This is a genomic window from Azospirillum agricola, from assembly GCF_017876095.1.
GTDB lineage: Bacteria > Pseudomonadota > Alphaproteobacteria > Azospirillales > Azospirillaceae > Azospirillum > Azospirillum agricola.
The window spans coordinates 184,737-205,944 of sequence record NZ_JAGINM010000012.1 but is presented as its reverse complement, the minus strand read 5'-3'; the positions used below and the strand labels follow the sequence as shown (position 1 = coordinate 205,944).

The 21,208-nt window shown below is 70.0% G+C and carries 17 protein-coding genes; 15 read left to right on the top strand and 2 right to left on the bottom strand.

The window, feature by feature from the left end; genetic code table 11:
* Window positions 1-183 precede the first annotated feature (183 nt).
* Complete coding sequence (locus J2847_RS19200; protein WP_209780476.1) at window positions 184-3,243, top strand: ATP-binding protein; 3,060 nt, start codon at window positions 184-186, stop codon at window positions 3,241-3,243.
* 55 nt (window positions 3,244-3,298) lie between these two features.
* Here J2847_RS19200 and J2847_RS19195 read toward each other — a convergent pair whose 3' ends face one another.
* Window positions 3,299-3,610: a ribbon-helix-helix domain-containing protein gene (locus J2847_RS19195; protein WP_209780475.1), complete on the bottom strand. Its 312-nt coding sequence runs from the start codon at window positions 3,608-3,610 to the stop codon at window positions 3,299-3,301.
* A 170-nt stretch (window positions 3,611-3,780) separates the two neighbouring features.
* On the opposite strand from J2847_RS19195, the gene J2847_RS19190 reads away from it, so the two are divergent.
* From J2847_RS19190 to J2847_RS19170, 5 genes are all read left to right on the top strand, one after another.
* Window positions 3,781-3,972 carry a hypothetical protein gene (locus tag J2847_RS19190; protein WP_233474627.1) on the top strand — a complete coding sequence of 64 codons (192 nt, stop codon included), beginning with the start codon at window positions 3,781-3,783 and terminating at the stop codon, window positions 3,970-3,972.
* Between the two features lie 118 nt (window positions 3,973-4,090).
* Window positions 4,091-5,359 (top strand): YcaO-like family protein, encoded by a 1,269-nt coding sequence (locus J2847_RS19185; RefSeq protein ID WP_209780473.1) that lies wholly within the window; start codon window positions 4,091-4,093, stop codon window positions 5,357-5,359.
* Complete coding sequence (locus J2847_RS19180; RefSeq protein WP_209780472.1) at window positions 5,356-6,099, top strand: TfuA-like protein; 744 nt, start codon at window positions 5,356-5,358, stop codon at window positions 6,097-6,099. The genes J2847_RS19185 and J2847_RS19180 overlap by 4 nt, the downstream gene beginning before the upstream one ends.
* Window positions 6,100-6,175: 76 nt before the next feature.
* Entirely contained in the window at window positions 6,176-6,886 is a 711-nt protein-coding gene (locus J2847_RS19175) for a Crp/Fnr family transcriptional regulator (RefSeq protein ID WP_209780471.1), read from the top strand.
* A 105-nt stretch (window positions 6,887-6,991) separates the two neighbouring features.
* The gene (locus tag J2847_RS19170; RefSeq protein WP_209780470.1) at window positions 6,992-7,393 is read left to right on the top strand and encodes a ribbon-helix-helix domain-containing protein; all 402 of its coding nucleotides are present in this window, start codon (window positions 6,992-6,994) and stop codon (window positions 7,391-7,393) included.
* Between the two features lie 70 nt (window positions 7,394-7,463).
* Here J2847_RS19170 and J2847_RS19165 read toward each other — a convergent pair whose 3' ends face one another.
* Window positions 7,464-7,943, bottom strand: coding sequence for a MarR family winged helix-turn-helix transcriptional regulator (locus J2847_RS19165; protein ID WP_233474626.1), 480 nt, complete (start codon window positions 7,941-7,943; stop codon window positions 7,464-7,466).
* 325 nt (window positions 7,944-8,268) lie between these two features.
* Here J2847_RS19165 and rimO point away from each other — a divergent pair, with 325 nt between their 5' ends.
* The 9 genes from rimO to J2847_RS19120 all read left to right on the top strand — a co-directional run bounded on the left by rimO (window position 8,269) and on the right by J2847_RS19120 (window position 21,177).
* Window positions 8,269-9,621 (top strand): 30S ribosomal protein S12 methylthiotransferase RimO, encoded by a 1,353-nt coding sequence (rimO, locus tag J2847_RS19160; RefSeq protein WP_209780469.1) that lies wholly within the window; start codon window positions 8,269-8,271, stop codon window positions 9,619-9,621.
* A 25-nt stretch (window positions 9,622-9,646) separates the two neighbouring features.
* Window positions 9,647-9,982 carry an HNH endonuclease gene (locus J2847_RS19155; RefSeq protein WP_209780468.1) on the top strand — a complete coding sequence of 112 codons (336 nt, stop codon included), beginning with the start codon at window positions 9,647-9,649 and terminating at the stop codon, window positions 9,980-9,982.
* A gap of 123 nt (window positions 9,983-10,105) precedes the next feature.
* On the top strand, window positions 10,106-11,287 hold the full coding sequence (locus J2847_RS19150) for an NAD(P)/FAD-dependent oxidoreductase (RefSeq protein ID WP_411800606.1): 1,182 nt from the start codon (window positions 10,106-10,108) through the stop codon (window positions 11,285-11,287).
* A 42-nt stretch (window positions 11,288-11,329) separates the two neighbouring features.
* Window positions 11,330-11,491 carry a hypothetical protein gene (locus J2847_RS19145; RefSeq protein ID WP_209780467.1) on the top strand — a complete coding sequence of 54 codons (162 nt, stop codon included), beginning with the start codon at window positions 11,330-11,332 and terminating at the stop codon, window positions 11,489-11,491.
* Window positions 11,492-11,680: 189 nt separating this feature from the next.
* Window positions 11,681-11,932: a hypothetical protein gene (locus tag J2847_RS19140; protein WP_085553994.1), complete on the top strand. Its 252-nt coding sequence runs from the start codon at window positions 11,681-11,683 to the stop codon at window positions 11,930-11,932.
* A gap of 168 nt (window positions 11,933-12,100) precedes the next feature.
* Window positions 12,101-12,409 (top strand): hypothetical protein, encoded by a 309-nt coding sequence (locus tag J2847_RS19135; protein WP_085553995.1) that lies wholly within the window; start codon window positions 12,101-12,103, stop codon window positions 12,407-12,409.
* A gap of 119 nt (window positions 12,410-12,528) precedes the next feature.
* Window positions 12,529-18,177, top strand: a complete 5,649-nt coding sequence (treZ, locus tag J2847_RS19130) for a malto-oligosyltrehalose trehalohydrolase (protein ID WP_209780466.1) — start codon at window positions 12,529-12,531, stop codon at window positions 18,175-18,177.
* A 28-nt stretch (window positions 18,178-18,205) separates the two neighbouring features.
* Entirely contained in the window at window positions 18,206-20,986 is a 2,781-nt protein-coding gene (treY, locus tag J2847_RS19125) for a malto-oligosyltrehalose synthase (protein ID WP_209780465.1), read from the top strand.
* Between the two features lie 35 nt (window positions 20,987-21,021).
* Window positions 21,022-21,177 carry a hypothetical protein gene (locus J2847_RS19120; RefSeq protein WP_209780464.1) on the top strand — a complete coding sequence of 52 codons (156 nt, stop codon included), beginning with the start codon at window positions 21,022-21,024 and terminating at the stop codon, window positions 21,175-21,177.
* Window positions 21,178-21,208 lie beyond the last annotated feature (31 nt).

The following is a 21,208-nucleotide window of genomic DNA, read 5'->3' as shown; positions in this document are numbered from 1 at the left end:
GAAAAAGAATCTCAAATGCCTCGCTTGGATATCCACAAATGGCAAAATGCATGCTCTAATATGTCAACGCGAACTCCGCAGGGGGCGGACATGGCGGTGGCCGGGCGGGCCATAACCGGGCCGATGGCCGGGGCGACGATGGGAGGCATCGGGGGCGGTTCGCCCCGTGAGCTTGCACGCCCTGTGCGCGGCAAGGGTCCGGAGCGCAAGCTCCTGACCACGATGTTCGTGGACATCGTCAGCTCCTCCGCCCTGGTGGCCGGCCGCGACCCCGAGGACGCCGACGAGATCCTGCTGTCGATCCTGAACACCCTGGTCGATGTGGTTCCACGCTACGACGGCATGGTGTCCCAGCTGCTCGGCGACGGTTTCATGGCGGTGTTCGGCGCTCCCGACGCCCAGGAGGACCACGCCCTGCGCGCCTGTCTGGCCGCGCAGGACATCGTCCGCGCCACGGTGGACTCCGACCTGCCCGCCTTCCAGGTGCGCATCGGCATCAGTTCGGGCGACGTCGTCGCCCATGTGGTGGAAAGCGGCGTGTGGGCCGATTACCGGATGGTCGGCGAATGCGTCCATGCCGCCGCCAAGCTCCAGCAGCGCGCCGACCCCAACACCGCCCAGTTCAGTTGCGACACGCTCGACCTGATTCCGGTCGGAGTCGTGGCGCGGCCGGTCGGCAGCCTGACCCTGGCGAAGGGGGCCGTGCCGATTCCGGCCTTCACGCTGGAGGGCGCGCGGGCGGTGCGGCGCACCGCGACGGACATGCTGCGGTCGTCCGACGCCCCCTTCGTGGGCCGCGAGGCCGAGGTGGCGACGTTGCTGTCGATGGCCGACATGGCGGAGGCCGGCTCGCCGGCCCTGCTGGTCCTGCGTGGCGAGGCCGGGATCGGCAAGTCGCGGCTGGTCGGGGAGTTCTTCCGCGATCCGCGCAGCCGGCGCTGGAACGTCGTGCCCTGGCCGCAGATGCCGATCCGCCGGCTGGGCGATCCCGACGATCTGGAGGCGGTGGCGCTCAGCCTCGCCGTCCAGACCGCCGGCACGGCGAGCGGCGACGGGCCTCTCCGGGTCGCGGCGGCGGCGGCGCGCCGGGGCGGCTCGCTCGCCGCCGACGCGGTGCGCGACCTGTTCGGCCTGCCGCCGGAGGACGCGCTCTGGCCCGGGCTGGATCCGTCGCAGAAGCTGAGTCTGGCGATCGACGGGCTGGTCGGCGCGGTTTTGGAACTGGCATCGCCCGATGTGGCCGACTCGCGCCCGATGCTGCTGCTCGTCGAGGATGCCCATTGGGCGCGCCCGGTGATGGCGCGGCTGCTCAATGCCCTCGCCGCCGCCCTGCCGGGCAGCCGGGCGCGAATCCTGCTGCTCGCCACCATGCGTCCTCCGGCGCTGCGGCTCGAATCCGCTCCCGAGGGTTGGAGCGTTCCCAAGGGCGCGCGCCGGATCGACCTGGACACGCTCGACAACGGGCAGGTGCAGCGTTTCCTGAACCACTGGCTGGGGCCGGACTGGTCGCTCGCCGACCTGAAGACCCAGGTGACCGAACGCAGCCAGGGCATTCCCCTCTATCTCGAGGAGATTCTGCGCACTCTGGAGGCGACCGGGGCGATCTCCGGCACGCCCGGCGGCTACCGTCTGGCCAACGCCGCGGCGGTGCGGAATCTCCCGCGCTCGCTGCACGGCCTGCTGGCCGCCCGCATCGACCTGATGGACACCGAGCCGCGCCGTTTGCTGATGAACGCGGCGGTGGTGGGGCCGACCTTCGACGCCGGACTGCTGCGCGCGCTGTCGGCGGTCTCGGAATCGGCGTTGCCGGTCCAGCTCGCCTATCTGGAGCGGGCCGGCTTCATCCTGCGCGCCCGGCTGCTGCCGAATCTCGAATACGCCTTCAACCACGCGCTGGTCCGCGAGGTCGCCTACGCCACCCTGACCAAGGCCGACCGTCGGATTCTGCACTCGCGGGTGCTTCAGGCGATCCGGCAGCGGCGCGAGCATGATCTGCCCAACCGGATCGATCTGATGGCCCACCACGCCTTCATGGCGGAGAACTGGCCGTATGCCTACGCCTGCGGGTGGCGGGCCGGGCGGCGGGCCGAGGAGCGTTCCAAGCTGGCGAGCGCCAGCGAGAAATACGGCACGGCGATCAACGCCCTGGCCCATCTGCCGACGTCGCCGCGCGGCATCGGCCGCATGATCCGGCTGTCCATCGCCCTGCCCCGCGTGCTTCTGCCGCAGGGGGCGACCAACATCCACGACATGATCGACCGGGCCAAGGCCCTGTCGGTCCATCACGGCGATTGGCGCGGTCACGCCGACGCCACGTCCATGTTGGCCTCCTTCACCTGGGCCTACGGCAAATTGGACGAGGCCATCGCGCTGTGCGAGGAGGGGCTGTCGGTGCTGCCGGCGGCGGGCAGCCGGCGGAGCCGTGTCCAGCTTCTCGTCAGGCTCGGCGGCGTTCTCGCCGACAAGGGGCTGTTCGGAAAGGCGTGCCGCATCCTCGAAGAGGGGGCCGGCCTGCTGGGGGCCGATCCGCGGCACGAGCGCTACGGCCTCGCGGCCTCCGCCGAGGTGACGATCCGCAGCGTCACCTCCCGTTCGCTGGCCGAGATGGCCCGGCCGCAGGATGCCGTCGCGCAGGGCAGCGCGGCGGTTGAGCTTGCCGAACGGTCCGGGCATATCTTTTCGCGGATATTCGCCTATTCGCATTTCGGCTGGGCTTTGCTGCTTCTCGGCCAGCCGGAACAGGCCATGTCCGCCTTGTCGGAAGCGCGGGCGCTGTGCCGCGCGACCAAATCCTCTCTCTGGCTGCCGCTGGTCACCGCCGGGATCGGGCATTGCTTGGCCCGTCTTGGCCGTGTCGACGAAGGGATGGCGCTGTTCGAGGACAGCTACGACGCGTTCCGGCGACAGGGCAACGCGGTCCATCCGCTCTACCCCCGTGTCAGCGTCCCGCAGGTCCGCATCTGGGATGCGGAGTCGCGGCTGTTGGCGGGCGATCCCGCCGGGGCGCTGGCGACCGCCCAGGACGCCCTGCGCGACGCCACGGCAACCGGCCAGCTCGCCTATCAGGCGCGCGCGCTCCTCGCCATCGCCATGGCCTTGCGGGCGGCCGGCGCGGAGTCCTCAGGCTGCGCCGACGCGCTGGCCCGCGCAACCGACCTCGCCCGGACGCTCGACATGCCACGGCTGGTGGAGGACTGCCGCAGCCTTGGCCGGCCACGGCTGCACAGTCTCCGCGTGCGGTAGGAGCTGCGTCCTACCCTTTCCGACACCTCGCCGCCGCCCGTTCGCCGTCGCCTGTTCACCGCTGCGCGGCGTTCCGGAAATGGGCGAGGACATGGTTGCGGATCGCGCTGGTCAGCGGGGTGTTGGCCGGCCGGGCAGCGTTCAGTTCACCGCACAGATCCCGGACCCCGCGGCCTTCCTCGGCGGCGATGGCGTCCAGCCCGTCCCACACCGCCGTCTCCAGCCGCAGGCGGACGTGGCGCCCGTCCAGCGGGATCGTCCGGGCAACGACCAGCGGCCAGGAGATCAGGTCGGCGGCATCGGCCGGAGCCGGGGACGCGGGAGAGGACGGCGCGTTCCGGGCGGCGGAATTCTCGAGATGGATCATCGGCGATGCCCTTCGGTGGTCGCGCGGACCCGGAGGGAGGGCGCGCTGTCCGGCCTGTCTAGCCTCCCGGCGCCAGTTCGCGATGTGAAGTTTTTCACATCCGTGCATAGCTTCGAATGCAAAGCTGTTCCCCATCAACAACCCAGTGACCCGAGGAACAGCCAATGTCCATGAGCCTCTCGAAGACCTCGACGATCCGCGGCGCCGACGGCCGTCTGTATGTCGTGACCGGCGACGGTGTGTCCGAAGTCGCCGAGGCCCGCCCCACCCCGGTTCGCGCCGCGATGCGCGCCGGCGACCGCGCCACCTTCGATCCGACCGATCTGGAATCGGGCCGGATGGTCATCACCTCCGGCTTCTGATCGCCTTCTGGCTTCCCGTCCCGGTTCGTGACCGCCTCCACCCAAGCAAGGCCGGCCATGAACCGGACGGAGCAGCGCCGAGCCCGTCCCCGTCGCGATTGAGATTGAGCGAGCCGCGATGCCCTTCGATCTTCTCGATGTCCAAGCCGCCGCAGCGGAAGCGGTGAAGGCCCACACCGTCGGCACCCACCGGATCGCGGCGCCGGAACAGACCCTGGCGCGCGTGACCCCCTTCCTGCCGATCATGGGAATCACGCGGGTCGCCAACGTCACCGGCCTGGACAGCGTCGGCATTCCCGTGGTGATGGTGACGCGGCCCAACTCCCGCTCCATCTCGGTGTCGCAGGGCAAGGGCGTGACCCTGGCCGCCGCCAAGGCGTCGGGCGTCATGGAGTCGATCGAGAGCTATCACGCCGAACGCATCACGCTGCCCCTGAAGTTCGCCAGCTTCGAGGAGATGCGCTGGACCCATCCGGTGGTCGACGTCGACCGCCTGCCCCGCCTGTCGACCAGCGCCTACAACCCGCACAACCCGATCCTGTGGATCGAGGGCGACGATCTGCTGAACGGCGGCCGCAAATGGGTGCCGTTCGAGAGCGTCCACCTGAATTTCACCATGCCGATGGCCCCCGGCAACGGCTGCTTCCTGGCCGGCTCCAACGGTCTCGCTTCCGGCAACCACCGGGTCGAGGCGATCAGCCACGCCGTCACCGAACTGATCGAGCGCGACGCCACCACCATGTGGCGGCTGTCCGGCGCCGAGGCTCAGGAGCGCACCCGCATCGATCTCGACAGCGTCGACGATCCGGTCTGCCGCTCGTTGATCGACCGGTTCGAGGCGGCCGGCGTCGATGTCGGGATCTGGGAGATCACCAGCGACGTCGGCCTTCCGGCCTTCCTCTGCCGCATTGTCGAGCGCGAGGATTTGCCGCAGCAGTCGATCCGTCCGGCCAGCGGCATGGGCTGCCATGTGGCGCGCGAGATCGCGCTGTCCCGCGCCCTGACCGAGGCGGCCCAGAGCCGGCTGACCTTCATCGCCGGGGCCCGTGACGACATGCCCCGCACCGAATACGACCGCCATCTCGATCCGGCGCGCCACGCCCAGTGGAAGGCGCGCATCGCCGGCGGCGTCGGGCTGCGCGATTTCACCGACTGCCCGACAAGCGCCGCCCCGACCATCGAGGCCGATCTGGAGCACCAGCTCGCGCGGTTGCGCGCCTGCGGCATCGACGAGGCGGTGGCGGTCGACCTGACCAAGCCGGAGTTCGGCATTCCCGTGGTCCGCATGGTGGTGCCGGGGCTGGAGGGTCTGGACGAGTCCCCCGAATATTTGCTGGGCGACCGCGGCCGCCGCGCGCTCGGCCGATCGATGGAGAAGGCCGCATGAGCGGGATTTTCGTTTTTCTCGGCCCCACCCTTCCCGCCCGCGACGCCGCGTCCGAACTCGACGCGACCTTCCTGCCGCCGGTGGCGCAAGGCGACGTGATCCGCCTGTGCGCGGAAAAGCCCAAGGCGATCGGCATCATCGACGGCTTCTTCGAAAGCGTTCCGTCGGTCTGGCACAAGGAAATCCTTTTCGCCATCCACGCGGGCATCCCGGTGTTCGGCGCTTCGAGCATGGGGGCGCTGCGCGCGGCGGAACTGCATCCGTTCGGCATGATCGGCGTCGGGGCCATCTTCGAGGCGTACCGCGACGGCCGGCTGGAGGACGATGACGAGGTCGCCGTCGTCCATGGTCCGGCGGAACTCGGCTATCCCTCCCTGTCCGAGGCGATGGTCAACATCCGCCGCACCCTGGCCGACGCCGCCGTGGAGCGTATCCTGTCCCAGGACACGGCCTTCCGGCTGGAGGGCATCGCCAAGGAGCTGCCCTACCGCGAACGCGGTTATGGCCGAATCCTGCGGCTGGGCGCCGACATCGGGCTGCCGGGCGACGAGCTGGCGGGCTTCAAGGCCTGGCTGCCGACGGGCCGCTTCGACCAGAAGCGCGACGACGCGCGGCGGATGCTGCGGACCATGCGCCGCCATCTGGGGCAGGACGTTGCGGCACCGGGCGCGCGCTTCCATTTCGAGCGCACCGCCCTGTGGGAGCGCGCCGTGCGCGAGGCGGCGACACTCGCGATGTGAGAACGGTTCCGTTACACTGATCGCGTCCCGCGTGGCGCTCCCACGCGGGGCGCCATCGTGCCTGCGGGATGAACGGATGAGTGCCTTGACGGATGTGACGGCGGTGCTGCGGCGCAACCGTCTGCTGGGAGAACTGGACGCGGATCAGATGATGGAGCTGGTGTCGCTCGGTCGTACGCTCCGCTTCGACGCCGATCAGGTCATCTTCGATAAGGGCGATCCTGGGGACTGCCTCTACGCGGTGCTGAAGGGCCAGATCGCCATCCGCACCTCGTCGGCCGACGGCAAGACGATGCTGCTGAACATTCTGGACGCCGGCGACGTCCTCGGCGAGATCGGCCTGCTCGACGGGCGCGAGCGGACCGCCGCCGCCGTGGCCCTGCGTCCGACCGCCCTCTACCGGATCGACCGCATCGATTTCATTCCCTTCCTCGAGCGCCACCCCCGCCTGTGCACCCGCATGATGATCGTGCTCTGCGAACGCCTGCGCTGGGTGTCCGAGAACATCGAGGATGCCGTCTTCCACGACGTGCCCCGCCGTCTGGCCCGCCGCCTGCTGCTGCTGAGCGAAAACTACGGCCAGCCGTCGCCGGCCGGCCTGCGCATCGCGCAGCCCCTGTCACAGGAAGCCCTGGCCAACATGCTGGGCGTCACCCGGGAAATGGTGAACAAGAGCCTGGGGGCGTTGCGCAAGACCGGCATCGTCACCTACGCCAAAGGCTTCATCGTCATCAATGATATGGCTCTTCTGCGCGATATGGCGGGAGATCCGGAGCGTCTGTCCTGATCCATCGGCGCCCTGCCAAAAGTTTTGTTCCCCAAATTTCTTGCACTCGGGCTATAGTGTAGAAAGGGGGCGCAGGACGAGCGTGTATGGAAAGGGTGCAGTGTGATGGCGAGCGAAGGGAAACAGACGCCGCGCAACAATCAATCCCGAGGAGTTTCGTCTTTGGTCGGGCGCGCGTTGGAGTTGTCCGGAAGGACCGTCCAAGTCCGCCTTGAACCCTCCTATTGGGAGGGGCTCGATGAGATCTGCCGTCGGGAAGACCTGACGGTGGACGAGGTGTGCGCCGACGTGAAGGAGCGGATGGAGCAGCAGATCCGCCGGTCCCGATCGGGCAGCCGCGGCTCCGGCCAGCCGGGCGTGTCGCTCGCCAACGCGTTGCGGGTTTTCGTGGTCGGCTATTACCGTCAGGCGGCCACCGAGCGCGGCCATGCCCGTGCCGGCCATGGTCGCGGCGACCCCTTTGTCAGCACGCCCTTCGACAGCGTTCCGGCCACCACGGATTCCTGATCGCGCGATTCCCGGCTGCGACCGTGGCGGATGCTGTTGCGCTGGGGTGGCCGGGCGTCGGAACGGCCGGTCAGGCCGATTGCCGTTTCGCGAGAAGGCCGCGCAGCAACGTGGTCAGGGTTTCGGCAAGCTGGTACTGGTCGTCGGACGGCAGCGCCGCGATGATGCCGGCGAACTCGCCCAGCGGGTCGAGACGCAGCAGTTCCAGGGCCTTCGAGGTCGGGTGAAGCTGAACGACGCGGCGGTCCTCCGGCACCGGGGCGCGAACGAGCAGCTTCTTTCCCACCAGCACCTCGACCATCTGCGAGGCGGCGCCGCGCGTCGTGGCGTGGAAGTCGGCGAAGGCCGAGACGGTGCGCTGGCTGGCGTTCGCCCCGGCGAAGTAGCGGAGCGCCGTCCATTGCGACGGTTTCAGTCCCTGCGTGTAGCTCAGGCTGTCGGCGATGTGCCCGATGTGCATCATCACCTCGGCGATCGCCTGGGGTGACGCGCTGTTGGACGGGCTTTTGGCCATGACCACCGGAGACATCGACACCGGGATTCCCGGCATGGGCTCCAGGGAAACCACACGGTCCGTTCCGCTTCTGCGCAATGCCGTCCGTTCCATCCGCGTCACTCTACAAAGTGCAGACACTGCACGATTGACGTCCGTACCATGGCTGGACGGATGTTCGATTCTGAAACCCGTCAGCCCTACGGCGCGTGGCGGTACTTTAGTTCGGCAGCCTGCAAAACGGAACAGCGCCAGACCATGCCGCCGGTTGCGAATTGTCGCACCCGCTGTTCCCGTACGGCGCGCGTCCGCCCCGGCTTGCCGGGCATGGCGGCCATTCCGCCGCAGGTTTTGCTGGCGTTGGTCCCCCGATCGCCTGTATATGCGCGCGATGACCGCATCGTCCGTTTCAAAGTCCGCCCCCAAGGTCGGCATCGTCAGCCTCGGCTGCCCGAAGGCGCTCGTCGATTCCGAGCGCATCCTCACCCGCCTGCGCGCCGAGGGGTACGAGATCTCGGCCTCCTACGACGGCGCCGACGTGGTGCTCGTCAACACCTGCGGCTTCCTGGACAGCGCCAAGAAGGAGTCGCTGGACGCCATTGGCGAGGCGATCAAGGAGAACGGGCGGGTCATCGTCACCGGCTGCATGGGCGTCGAACCGGACGTGATCCGGCAGACCCACCCCGGCGTGCTGGCCGTCACCGGCCCCCACCAGTACGAACAGGTGGTCACCGCCGTCCACGACGCGCTGCCGCCGCGCCACGACCCCTTCACCGATCTGGTGCCGCCGGAAGGGCTGCGGCTGACCCCGCGCCACTACGCCTATCTGAAGATTTCCGAAGGCTGCAACAACCGCTGCACCTTCTGCATCATTCCGTCGATCCGCGGCGATCTGGTCAGCCGGCCGATCACCTCGGTGCTTCGCGAGGCCGAGAAGCTGGCGGTGGCCGGCGTCAAGGAACTGCTGGTGATCTCGCAGGACACCAGCGCCTACGGCATCGACACCAAGTTCAAGCAGGAGATGTGGTACGACCGTTCGGTCCGCACCCGCTTCTTCGACCTGTGCACGGAGCTGGCGAACTTCGACCTGTGGGTCCGCCTGCACTACGTCTACCCCTACCCCCACGTCGACGAGGTCATCCCGCTGATGGCCGAGGGCAAGATCCTGCCCTACCTCGACATCCCGTTCCAGCACGCCTCGCCGACGGTGCTGAAGGCGATGCGCCGCCCGGCGGCCCAGGAAAAGCAGCTCGACCGCATCCGCAAGTGGCGCGACGAGTGCCCGCATCTGGTCCTGCGCTCCACCTTCATCACCGGTTTCCCCGGCGAGACGGAGGAGGACTTCCAGTTCATGCTGGACTGGCTGAAGGAGGCCCAGCTCGACCGCGTCGGCTGTTTCAAGTATGAGCCGGTCGAAGGCGCCGTCGCCAACGACATCCCCGGCGCCGTGCCGGAGGAGGTCAAGCAGGAGCGCTGGGAACGCTTCATGGAGACCCAGAAGGCGATCAGCGCCGAGCGGCTCCAGCAGAAGGTCGGCTACACGCTGGGCGTGCTGATCGACGAGGTCGACGAGGACGGCGCCATCGGCCGCTCCTACGCCGACGCGCCGGAGATCGACGGCAGCGTCTTCCTCAACGGCGAGACCGGCCTGAAGCCGGGCGACATGGTCGACGTGACCATCGAGCACGCCGACGAGTACGACCTGTGGGGCAGCGTCGAGCGCGACGACGCCTGATTTCGCCAGATCGAAGGACGATGCCATGCCCGTCTCGCCGGACGACGCCACGCTGATGGACGTCCAGCAGGGCGGGCGTTGCTTCTTCTGCGGCGAGCCGGTCGGCGCCAAGGCGACCTTCGATCATCTGATCCCGCTGGCTTATGGCGGCATCGATGAGCCGTCCAACGTCGTGCTGGCGCACCGTCGCTGCAACCAGCGCAAGGGCGACCGCCTGCCCGACGCCGGGGAACTCGACCGTTTCTTCGCCGCCCGCCGTGGCAGCCGGCTCGGCGTCTGGCCGCCGCTGCGCGCCCTGCGCGCGGCCGAGGAGGGGCAGGAGTGGATCGCCGTCGCGCGAGCTATATCGCAAGAGAAATAAGTTATAATTCGATCCTTATAACCGGATCGCGGCGATAATTTTCCCTTATTTTCCAAACCGCGCTTCCGTGCCTTAATCGGCCATCGGCGGCGCGTCACGCGCCCCTTGACCTTGGCGGGAGGCATGATGAGCGGTCGGTTCGACGTGGTGATCGTCGGTGGCGGCGTGATGGGCTGTTCGGTGGCCTATTTCCTGGCCTCCGATCCGGCCTTCGGCGGCAGCGTCGCCGTGGTGGAGCGCGACCCGACCTACCGCACCGCCTCCTCGGCCCTGTCGGCCAGCTCGATCCGCCAGCAGTTCTCGACCCCGGCCAACATCGCCCTGTCGCAGTTCGGCCTGTCCTTCCTGAAGGCGGCGACCGAAAACCTCTCGGTCGACGGCGACCCGGTCGACCTCGGCCTGCGCGAGCCCGGCTACCTCTATCTGGCGACGGAGGCCGGGGCGGACATCCTGCGGCAAAACCACGCCGTCCAGAAGGCCTGCGGAGTCGACGTCGCCCTGATGAGCCCGGCCGAGCTGTCGGCCCGCTTTCCCTGGCTGTCGGTCGAGGGGCTGGTCTCCGGCTCGCTCGGCCTGTCGGGCGAGGGATGGTTCGACGGCTACAGCCTGATGCAGGGCTTCCGCCGCAAGGCCAAGGCGCTCGGCGTCACCTTCATCACCGCCGACGTGGTGGGAATGGAGCGCAGCGGCGACCGGATCGAGGCGGTCCTGCTCGGCAACGGCGAGCGGCTGGCCTGCGGAACGGCGGTCAACGCCGCCGGCCCCAAGGCGCGCCGGGTCGCGGAGATGGCCGGCGTTCCCCTGCCGGTGTCGGCGCGCAAGCGCTGCGTCTTCGTCTTCGACTGCAAGGAGGCGTTGCCGGGCTGCCCTCTGGTCATCGACCCGTCGGGCGTCTGGTTCCGGCCGGAAGGCGCGCAGTTCATCTGCGGCGCTCCGCCTCCGGCCGACCGCGACCCGGACACCGACGACCTGACCGTCGAGCACGACCTGTTCGACGAGATGATGTGGCCGGCGCTCGCCGCCCGCGTCCCGGCCTTCGAGGCGATCAAGGTCACCAACGCCTGGGCCGGCTTCTACGAGTACAACGACCTTGACCAGAACGCGGTGATCGGCCCGCATCCGGAGGTCGGCAACCTGCTGTTCTGCAACGGCTTCAGCGGCCATGGCCTGCAACAGGCCCCCGGCGTCGGCCGTGGCCTGGCCGAGCTGATCGTCCATGGCGGCTACCGCAGCCTGGATTTGTCGGTGTTCGGCTACGGCCGCCTGAGCGAAAACCGCCCGTTGTTGGAAACCAACGTGATCTGATCCGGTTGTCAGGGGGACACCCAACCACCGAGGAGGCCCCCGATGGCCAAGCAGCCGCACACCGAGGAGAGCATCGAGCACAGCAAGGGCGAGCAGAACACCGGCAACCACAAGAAGCCGGACGCCCCCGACGCCAAGGGGGCCGACCGTTTCGGCGGCACCCGCGCCGGCGCCGAGAACGTCGAGCCGGTCCGCAGGAAATAGCGGAGCAAGGGAGCTTGCGGGAAAGGCCAAGGTTTCGTGCGTTTCTTATCAAACGCACGAAACCTTGGCCTTTTGATGACGAGCGGATTCACGCTCCAAACCGATTCCGGTTTTACGCGATCCGCTCTAGCGCCAGCCCCGCACTCCGTGCGACATCCGGGTGCACCGGCATTCCCCGAAGGACGATCCGTGGCACCCGCGATCTTCAAGCGCTACAAGCTTCACTTCACCCGCCCCCTGCCCGGCCTGCGCCCCGGCCGCCCGGAGCGCGACGCCATGGTGGACCGGGTGAAGCGCTTCGCCAGCGAGAACGGCATGGCCGGCGACCTGCACTCCCTGTCGCCCAACGCCGGCTTCGGCATCCTGGAAATCCGCTGCACCGACCGGCTGGCCCGCCGCCTGTCGGACCTGTCGGAGGTGGAGACGGTGCAGGAGGCGTGATCCGGACGCGCCTCCCCCATCCGGCGACTTGACGGGCATGGGCGCTTGCCGGCCATCGGTCCGCTTCCCATCTGCCGTTCCTTCTCATCGGAACGGCACGGATCGTCCGTCCCGGCTGTTGTGGACTTTCAAGGGGATGACCTGAGAATGTCGCCGAGGATCACCGCCATGACACCCAATCTCCTTGCGGAGCTGTTGGAACCGCTGCTGTCCACGGCGGACGGCGACGAGGAGTCGCTGTGCGAGGCGGTCAACCTGACCGCCGAGGCGATGGCGGCCCTCGGCGCCACCGTGCTGGACCCCGAAGGCCGCCCGGCCCGCAGCGTCAGCGACGAGCGCGCGGTGGTCGCCGCCCTGAACACGCACGCCCACCATCTGATGCGGGAAGGCCGGCTGGACGACGTGGTGGAGGCGCTCCAGGTCGCCGAGCGCATCGGCCGGCTTGCCCATCTGCCGCACCACCCGCGCACCGTCTGATATTTCTTTGGGGGAGGACGGCTGACCGTTCGGTGAGAAGCATTCGCAAGCGCGGGAGGAACCCCCGTCTGCGGTGTTGAGCGAGACGCCGTCCAAGCGCTCAACACGGGAGAGTCCTCTTGCCGACCGCGCCACACACGAACGCTTTTCCCGGCCCCCTCGGAGGCGAGCTTGAGGGCGAGCTTCTCGCGCGCCTCCAGGATGATCTGCTGCCCGACCATCTGATGTCCCGCCGCTGGTACGCCGCGAAGGACGCGGGCCGTCCGGTTGTGCGGATCATCGACGCGCTGCCCCTGCCGCTGGCGGAGGGCGCGGCCCAGCTCTGCCTGCTGCGGGTGGAGCCGCCGGGGCGCGACGCGCAACTGTATCAATTGCCGCTGCTGCTCGACCGGCCGGGGGCGAAGGCCGACGATTCGACCGTCGCGGATGCCGGCGCCCTGCCGATGGCCGGACGCTTGCGCGACGGCTACGCCGACGATTCGGTCGTCCGTGCGATGCTCGGCGCCATCCTCGCCGACCAGCCCCACACGGCGGGGCTGACGGTGGGCCGGACGAAGGCCGGCGACGCGCTGGCGGCGAGGCTCGGTCCCGACGCGCCCCTGCGGAGGCTGAGCGGCGAGCAGTCCAACACCTCGATCCGGGTCGGCGACGCCGCGATCCTCAAGGGATTGCGCAAGCTGGAGCCGGGAACCCACCCGGAACTGGAGGTCGGCCGCTTCCTGACCGAGGTCGCCGGCTTCGCCAACACGCCGGCCCTGCTGGGCTGGGTGGAGCGCGCCAACAGCTCCGGCTCGACCACCCTGTGTATCCTCCAGGTGCTGGTGCCGGACGCGGTGGACGCCTGGGCCCACGTCACCGGGCGGCTGACCGAGCGGGTCGCCCGCTTCACCGACGCCGACCGCTCCGACGACATCGAGGCGCCGGCCTTCCTGCGCCGGCTTGGCCGGCGGACGGCCGAACTGCACCGGGCCCTCGCCACGCCCGGCGGCGGCGACGGCTTCACCCCGGAACCGGTGACGCCGGCCACCCTGCGCGCCTGGGGCGACGGGGTGCGCGCGCTGGCCGGAAATGTTCTGGAACGGCTGCGCGCGGCGGCCCCGTCGCTCGACCCGGCCATCGCGCCCTACGCCCTGTCCCTGGCCGAGGGGCGGGACGCCGTGCTGGCGCAGATCGACGCGCTGACCCCGGCTTCGGCCGACCTCCACGCCATGCGGCTGCATGGCGACTATCATCTGGGGCAGGTGCTGGTGTCCGGCGGCGACGTCCACATCGTCGATTTCGAGGGCGAGCCGATGCGCCCGCTGGCCGAGCGCCGGGCCAAGCACTGCATCCTGCGCGACGTCGCCGGGATGCTGCGCTCCATCGCCTACGCCGCCGCCACCGCGCGCGACGCCATCCCCGCCACCCTCCCCGAGGCCGAGCGCGACGCCCGCGCCGCGTGGCTGTCCTGGTGGGAGGGGGAGGCCGCCTCGGCCTTCGTCGCCGGCTACCGCGAGGCCATCGGCGGCTGCCCCGGCTTTCCGTCCGATCCGGCGGTGGCGACGAGCCTGCTGAAGCTGTTCCTGCTGGAGAAGGCCTTCTACGAGATCGGCTACGAGCTGGCCAACCGCCCGGCCTGGGTCGGCATCCCGCTGGCCGGCGCCATGGGCATCCTCAAGGCCGAGGCGGGCCCCGAGGCCGCCCGGCGCGCCACGCCCGAGGAAAGCGGGCGGCGGATCCACGCCATGCCCTTCGGCGCCGGGATCCAGCCCGACGGCTCGGTGCGCTTCGCCCTGTGGGCGCCGTCGGCCGGCGCCGTCTCGCTGGTGCTGGAGGAGGACGGCGAGCGGTTGCCGATGGCGGCACGCCCCGACGGCTGGTTCGAGCTGACCACCGCGCGGGCGCAGGCCGGCACGCGCTACCGCTTCGCCCTGCCCGACGGGCTGGCCGTTCCCGACCCGGCCTCGCGCTTCCAGCCCGACGACGTGCACGGCCCGTCCGAGGTGATCGATCCGGGGCTGCACCCCTGGACCGACGGGGAATGGGCCGGCCGGCCCTGGCACGAGACGGTGCTGTACGAGCTGCATGTCGGCACCTTCACCGAAGAGGGCACCTTCCGCGCCGCCATCGGCCGGCTCGACGATCTGGTCGCGCTCGGCGTCACCGCCATCGAGCTGATGCCGGTCGCCGACTTCCCCGGCACCCGCAACTGGGGCTATGACGGCGTCCTGCCCTTCGCCCCCGACGCCGCCTATGGCCGGCCGGAGGATCTGAAGACCCTGGTGCAGGAGGCGCACGCGCGCGGCCTGATGGTCTTCCTCGACGTCGTGTACAACCATTTCGGGCCGGAGGGGAACTACCTCCACGCCTTCGCCGAGCAGTTCTTCACCGACCGCCACAAGACGCCCTGGGGGGCGGCCATCAACGTCGACGGCGCCGCCAGCGGGCCGGTGCGCGACTTCTTCATCCACAACGCGCTCTACTGGCTGGAGGAATTCCATCTGGACGGGCTGCGGCTCGACGCCGTCCACGCCATCCTCGACGACGGCCCCAGGCATGTTCTGGAGGAACTGGCCGAGCGGGTGCGCGAACGCTTCCAGCACCGCCGCCACGTCCATCTGGTGCTGGAGAACGACGCCAACCAGGCGCGCTTCCTGGCGCGCCACGCCGAGGGCGATCCCCGCTGGCACACCGCCCAGTGGAACGACGACCTGCACCATTGCCTGCACGCGGCGGCGACCGGCGAGAAGGGCGGCTACTACGCCGACTACGCCGACGATCCGGGCAAGCTGGGCCGCTCCCTGGCCGAGGGCTTCGCCTTCCAGGGCGACCCGTCGGCCTACCGCGACGGCGAGTTGCGCGGCGAGCCCTCCGCCCATCTGCCGCCGACCGCCTTCGTCAGCTTCATCCAGAACCACGACCAGATCGGCAACCGCGCGCTCGGCGAGCGCATCGCGCAGATCGCCAAGCCCGAGGCCGTGCGCGCCGCCAGCCTCCTGTATCTGCTGGGACCGTCGATTCCCATGCTGTTCATGGGCGAGGAGTGGGCCTCGGCCAAGCCCTTCCCCTTCTTCTGCGACTTCGGCGAGGAACTGGCCCAGGCGGTGCGCGAGGGCCGGCACGAGGAGTTCGCCAAGTTCCCGGAATTCCAGGACCCGGCCTTCCGCGACCGCCTGCCCGACCCGACGGCCCCGGAGACGATGGAATCGGCAAAGCTCGACTGGGACGCCCGCGACCGGCCGGAGCACGCGGCGTGGCTCGACTGGTACCGCCGCGCGCTGGCGGTGCGCCACGCCGAGATCGTGCCGCGCCTGGACAACGCGCCGGGCGGCGCCGCCTCGCACGAGGTGGTCGGCGGGACCGGGTTGCGGCTGTGCTGGCGCCTCGGCGACGGCAGCCGGCTGCGGATGATCGCCAACCTCGGCGACCGGCCGGCGGCCGGCTTCGAGGAACCCGCCGGCCGCGTGCTGTGGACGGAGGGGGCCGGCGTCGTTGGTGGCGGCGGCGATGGTGGTGGCGGTGCGTTGGCGCCCTGGTCGGTGGTGGTGTCGCTGGACGAGGCGACGGCGCTCGACCGGCTGGGCGACCGCATGGGCATCGAGCGCTCCTTCCGGAACGCTGCGGGCGAGACGGTGAGCGCCGGCCCCGGCACCGTCCGCGCGCTGCTGGCGGCGATGGGCGTCGCGGCCGACGACGAGGCGGCGGCCGAAGCCCAACTCGCGGCGCTGGAGCGCGCGGAGCTGTCGCGGGTTCTTCCCCCCGCCGTGGTGCTGCGAACCGGACAGGGGCACGCGGCCGTGACGCTCGCTCTGCCGGACGGGGCGGGGGCCGTTCGCTGGACCTTGACCCTGGAGAGCGGCGAAACCCGCCGGGGCGACGCCGAGGCCGCCGAACTGCCGCTGATCCGCAAGGCCGCGCTGGATGGAAAGCCGCTGGCGTTGCGCCGGCTGACGCTCGGCGACGCTCCGCCCGCCGGCTATCACCGCCTGCGTGTGGAAGCGGGGGGTGGATCGGGCGAGACCAGCCTCATCGCCGTGCCGGAGCGCTGCCACCTGCCCGCCCCCATCGCCATGGGCGAAAGGCTGTGGGGGCTGTCGGCCCAGCTCTACACCCTGCGGAGCGACCGGAACTGGGGCATCGGCGACTTCGGCGACCTGGAGAATCTCGCCGACATCGCCGCCGCGCGCGGAGCCGCCGTGATCGGGCTCAACCCGCTGCACGCCCTGTTCCTCGACGCTCCCGCCCAGGCCAGCCCCTACTCCCCGGCGAGCCGGCTGTTCCTCAACCCGCTCTGCATCGACGTGACGGCTGTTCCCGAATTCATGACCGACGAGGAGGCGCGCCGCCGTGTCGCTTCGCCGGATTTCGCCGCCGTGCTCGATGCCGCCCGCGCCGCGCCCCTGGTCGATTACGAGACGGTCGCGGCGCTGAAGCTGCCCGTGCTGGAACGTCTGTTCGCCGTTTTCCAGTCGGGCGCTCCCGCCGAGCGCAAGGAGGCTTTCGCGGCCTTCCGCGCCGAGGGGGGCGAGGGGCTGCGGCGCTTCGCCGTCTTCCAGGCCCTGCGCGAACGCTTCGCGGCCGAGGGCAGGGCCGGCTGGCAGGGCTGGCCCGTCGAACTGCGCGACGCCTCGTCTCCCGCCGTGGCGGCCTTCGCCGAGCAGAACCGGGTGCGGATCGATTTCTTTGCCTGGCTGCAATGGGTCGCCGACGGACAGCTTCGCGCCGCCGCCGCGCGGGCCTCGGATCTCGGCATGGCCATCGGCTTCTACCGTGACCTCGCGGTCGGGGCGGACGGCGGCGGGGCGGAAACCTGGATGGCGCCGGAGGTGGTCGTGGGCACGGCCCGTGTCGGCGCGCCGCCCGACCTGTTCAACCCGGCGGGGCAGGATTGGGGCCTTCCGCCCTTCCACCCCCGCGCGCTGCGCGAGGCGGGCTACCGGCCCTTCATCGAGCTTCTGCGCGCCAACATGCGCCACGCCGGCGCCCTGCGCATCGACCACGCCATGGCGCTCCAGCACGTCTACTGGATCCCCGAGGGGCATAGCCCCGGCGAAGGGGCGTATGTCGCCTACCCGATGGAGGATCTCGTCGGAATCCTGGCCCTGGAGAGCCAGCGCAACCGTTGTCTGGTGGTGGGGGAGGATCTGGGAACCGTCCCCGACGGATTCCGCGAGCGCATGACGGAGGCGGGCATTCTCAGCTACCGGGTGGTCGTCTTCGAATGGACGGAGGATGGCGGCTTCAAGGGGCCGGACGATTACCCGTCCCTGGCGCTGGCCACCTTCGGCAGCCACGACCTCGCCACGCTGCGCGGCTGGTGGGAGGGGCACGACATCGCGCTCAAGGAGGACAAGGGCCTCTACCCCGCCGCCGACGAGGCCGGGAAGCAGCGCGACCGCCGCCGCGCCGACCGGGGCGCCCTGATCGACGCCTTGCGGGCCGCCGCCATCCCACTGCCCGCCGGCTTCGGCGCCGACAGCCCCTACGACGACGCGCTCGGCCACGCGGTGCACGGCTTCCTGGCCCGCACCGGCTCCGCCCTGGCCATGGTCCAGCTCGACGACCTGACCGGCGAGCGCGCCCAGGTCAACCTGCCCGGCACGGTGGACCAGTACCCCAACTGGCGGCGCAAGCTGTCTTTGACGCTGGAGGAGTTGGCCGACGCCCCCGAGCCGGCCGCCGTCGCCGCCATCCTGGCCGCCGCCCGGCCCAACACCCCAAGATCCGACGCCTCAAGATCCGACGCCTCAAGATCCGACGCCCCAAGGTCCGATGCCACCGCCCTCTGACCGACCCGACCTTCAAGGAGCACCATCCATGCCCCCCGCCTCCGGCCAGCCGCTTCCCCGCGCGACCTACCGGGTGCAGCTGAACGCCGCCTTCGGATTCGACCGGACGGCCGAGATCGCCGACTACATCGCCCGGCTGGGCGTCAGCCACCTCTACGCCTCCCCCTACATGAAGGCGCGGCCGGGCAGCACGCACGGTTACGACATCGTCGACCACAACGCCCTGAATCCCGAGCTGGGCGACGAGGCGGCCTTCCGGGGGATGGCGGCGGCGTTGCGCCGCAACGGGTTGGGCCAGATCCTCGATTTCGTGCCCAACCACATGGGGGTCGGCGGCGCCGACAACGGCTGGTGGCTCGACGTGCTGGAATGGGGGCCGGACAGCCCCTGCGCCGGCTATTTCGACATCGAGTGGGACACCGATTACAGGTACCTCCAGGGCAAGCTGCTGGTGCCGGTGCTGGGCGACCAGTACGGCGCCGTTCTGGCCTCGGGCGGGCTGGAGCTGCGCTTCGACGCCGCGTCCGGTAGCTTCGCCGTCTGGGCCTATGGCACCCACAAGCTGCCGGTCCGCCCGCAGGATTACGGCAGCATCCTCGGCACCGACCACCCGGAGCTGGAACGGCTGGGCGACATCTTCGCCCATCTCGCCTACGCCCATCCCCATCAGATCCGCCGTGCCGCCGATCTGAAACGGGAACTGGCGGCGCTGGTCGCCGACCGCCCGGACGTGGCCGACGCCATCGCCCAGCGCCTCTCCATCTTCCGCGGCGACCAGGGCGAGCCGGAGACCTGGAGCCACCTGCACGCCCTGATATCCGGCCAGAACTGGCGCGTCGCCTATTTCAAGGTTGCCGCCGACGACATCAACTACCGGCGCTTCTTCAACATCAACGAGCTGGCCGGCCTGCGCATGGACGAGCCGGACCTGTTCGACATCGCCCACCGGCTGGTGCTGAGGCTGGTCGAGGATGGCACGCTGGACGGCATCCGCATCGACCACATCGACGGGCTGATCGACCCCAAGGGCTATTGCCAGCGCCTGATCGCCGCCTCGCCGAAGCCCTTCTACCTCGTGGTCGAGAAGATCCTGGCCCGTCACGAGCGGCTGCGCGAGGACTGGCCGATCGACGGCACCACCGGCTACGAGTTCGCCACCCTGATGGGCGGGCTGTTCGTCGATCCCAAGGGCGAAGCGGCCTTCGACCGCCTCTATTCCGGCTTCATCGGCCGCTCCGACCGCTTCGAGGACGTCGTCCGCCTGTCCAAGATCCGCATCATGGAAAGCGAGATGGCGAGCGAGCTGCATGTGCTTGCCCGCAAGGCGGCGCGCATCGCCCGCTCCAACCCGGCGACGGCCGACTTCACGTCGAACATCCTGCATCACGCGCTGAAGGAGACCATCGCCCGCTTCCCGGTCTATCGCACCTATGTGGATGGCGGGGTGCCGTCGGATCTCGACCGCCGCGACATCGACTGGGCGGTGTCCCAGGCCCGCAAGGCCGAACAGGGGCCGGACGGGTCGGTCTACGATTTCGTCCAGCGGCTGCTGACCACCGATCTGGTGGCCGCCCCGCGCAGCGGCTACAGCCACCGGCAGGTGACGCGCTTCGCCATGCGGTTCCAGCAATACAGCGGCCCGGTGATGGCCAAGGGGCTGGAGGACACCGCCTTCTACCGCTACAACCGGCTGGTCGCGCTGAACGAGGTCGGCGGCCATCCCGAGCATTTCGGCGTCAGCCCGGCCGCCTTCCACCGCGCCAACCAGGACCGCGCCCGCAACTGGCCGGGCAACATGCTGGCCAGCACCACCCACGACACCAAGCGCGGTGAGGACACCCGCGCCCGCCTCTACACCCTGTCGGAGATGCCCGAGGAGTGGGAGCGCCAGATCCAGACCTGGAGCCGCCTGCTGCGCGCCCGGCGCGGCGACGTCGAGGGCACCGCCCCGCCCGACCGCAACGACGAGTATCTGTTCTACCAGCTCATCCTCGGCGCCTGGCCGGTCGAGCTGACCGGGCTGGCCGCCGACCGGCTCGACCCCGCCGCGATGGCCGCCTTCGCCGAGCGCATCGTCGGCGCCATGACCAAGTCGATGCGCGAGGCCAAGGTCCATTCGACCTGGGCGGCCCCCAACGAGGCGTACGAGTCGGCGGTGATCGGCTTCATCCACGACGCGCTCGACGTCTCGCGCCGCAACGCCTTCCTCGACGCCTTCCTGCCCTTCCAGGCGAGCGTCGCCCGGCTGGGCATGGTCAACGGGCTGTCCCAGACCCTGCTGAAGCTGACCAGCCCCGGCGTGCCCGACCTCTACCAGGGCTGCGAGCTGTGGCATCTCAGCCTCGTCGATCCCGACAACCGGCTGCCGGTGGATTACGGGATCCGGCGGCGGCTGCTGGGCGAGGTTGAGGCGGCGCTGGAGCAGGGGACGACGCCCGCCCTGCTCGACCGCTGGACCGATGGGGCGGTGAAGCTGGCGGTCACCCGCGGCACCCTCGCCCTGCGGGCCGAGAAGCCGGACCTCTTTGCGGCGGGCGATTACGTCCCGCTGGAGGCGACGGGAGACAAGGCCGAGCATGTCGTCGCCTTCGCCCGCAAGGCGGGGAACGACGCGGTGGTGGTCGCGGTGCCGCGTCTGGTGGGCGCTCTCGGGGAGGAGCCCGACTGGTCCAACACGGCGATCCCGCTGCCGCGCGGCGCGTGCTGGCACAACGTCCTCACCGGGCGCGCCGTGGAAGGGGGGGATGCGGTGAAGGCCGCGACGCTGTTCGACGGCTTCCCGGTCGCCCTGCTGGTTCGTGAGGCCTGACCCGCCCGCTACGACAGGACAGGAGGACCATGGCGATGATCAGTCCGACAAGCGCTCCGCCCATGACCGGCGCGCCGCTGAGCGCCCTTCGGCAATGGGTCGAACTGGACCCGGACAACGGCGGCCCCCCGATCGACGACGTGTCGGAGGATGAGGCGGCCACGGCGGCGGACACTCCCCCGCCAGCATGATCATATGAAAAGGCCCGCCGGTTGAGCGGGC

Bases quoted from the DNA above. Each gene is read 5' to 3' on its own strand.
- J2847_RS19195 (WP_209780475.1), bottom strand. From the start codon at position 3,610: ATGATCCATCTCGAGAATTCCGCCGCCCGGAACGCGCCGTCCTCTCCC.
- J2847_RS19190 (WP_233474627.1), top strand. From the start codon at position 3,781: ATGAGCCTCTCGAAGACCTCGACGATCCGCGGCGCCGACGGCCGTCTG.
- J2847_RS19185 (WP_209780473.1), top strand. From the start codon at position 4,091: ATGCCCTTCGATCTTCTCGATGTCCAAGCCGCCGCAGCGGAAGCGGTG.
- J2847_RS19180 (WP_209780472.1), top strand. From the start codon at position 5,356: ATGAGCGGGATTTTCGTTTTTCTCGGCCCCACCCTTCCCGCCCGCGAC.
- J2847_RS19175 (WP_209780471.1), top strand. From the start codon at position 6,176: ATGAGTGCCTTGACGGATGTGACGGCGGTGCTGCGGCGCAACCGTCTG.
- J2847_RS19170 (WP_209780470.1), top strand. From the start codon at position 6,992: ATGGCGAGCGAAGGGAAACAGACGCCGCGCAACAATCAATCCCGAGGA.
- J2847_RS19165 (WP_233474626.1), bottom strand. From the start codon at position 7,943: ATGCCGGGAATCCCGGTGTCGATGTCTCCGGTGGTCATGGCCAAAAGC.
- rimO (WP_209780469.1), top strand. From the start codon at position 8,269: ATGCGCGCGATGACCGCATCGTCCGTTTCAAAGTCCGCCCCCAAGGTC.
- J2847_RS19155 (WP_209780468.1), top strand. From the start codon at position 9,647: ATGCCCGTCTCGCCGGACGACGCCACGCTGATGGACGTCCAGCAGGGC.
- J2847_RS19150 (WP_411800606.1), top strand. From the start codon at position 10,106: ATGATGAGCGGTCGGTTCGACGTGGTGATCGTCGGTGGCGGCGTGATG.
- J2847_RS19145 (WP_209780467.1), top strand. From the start codon at position 11,330: ATGGCCAAGCAGCCGCACACCGAGGAGAGCATCGAGCACAGCAAGGGC.
- J2847_RS19135 (WP_085553995.1), top strand. From the start codon at position 12,101: ATGACACCCAATCTCCTTGCGGAGCTGTTGGAACCGCTGCTGTCCACG.
- treY (WP_209780465.1), top strand. From the start codon at position 18,206: ATGCCCCCCGCCTCCGGCCAGCCGCTTCCCCGCGCGACCTACCGGGTG.
- J2847_RS19120 (WP_209780464.1), top strand. From the start codon at position 21,022: ATGATCAGTCCGACAAGCGCTCCGCCCATGACCGGCGCGCCGCTGAGC.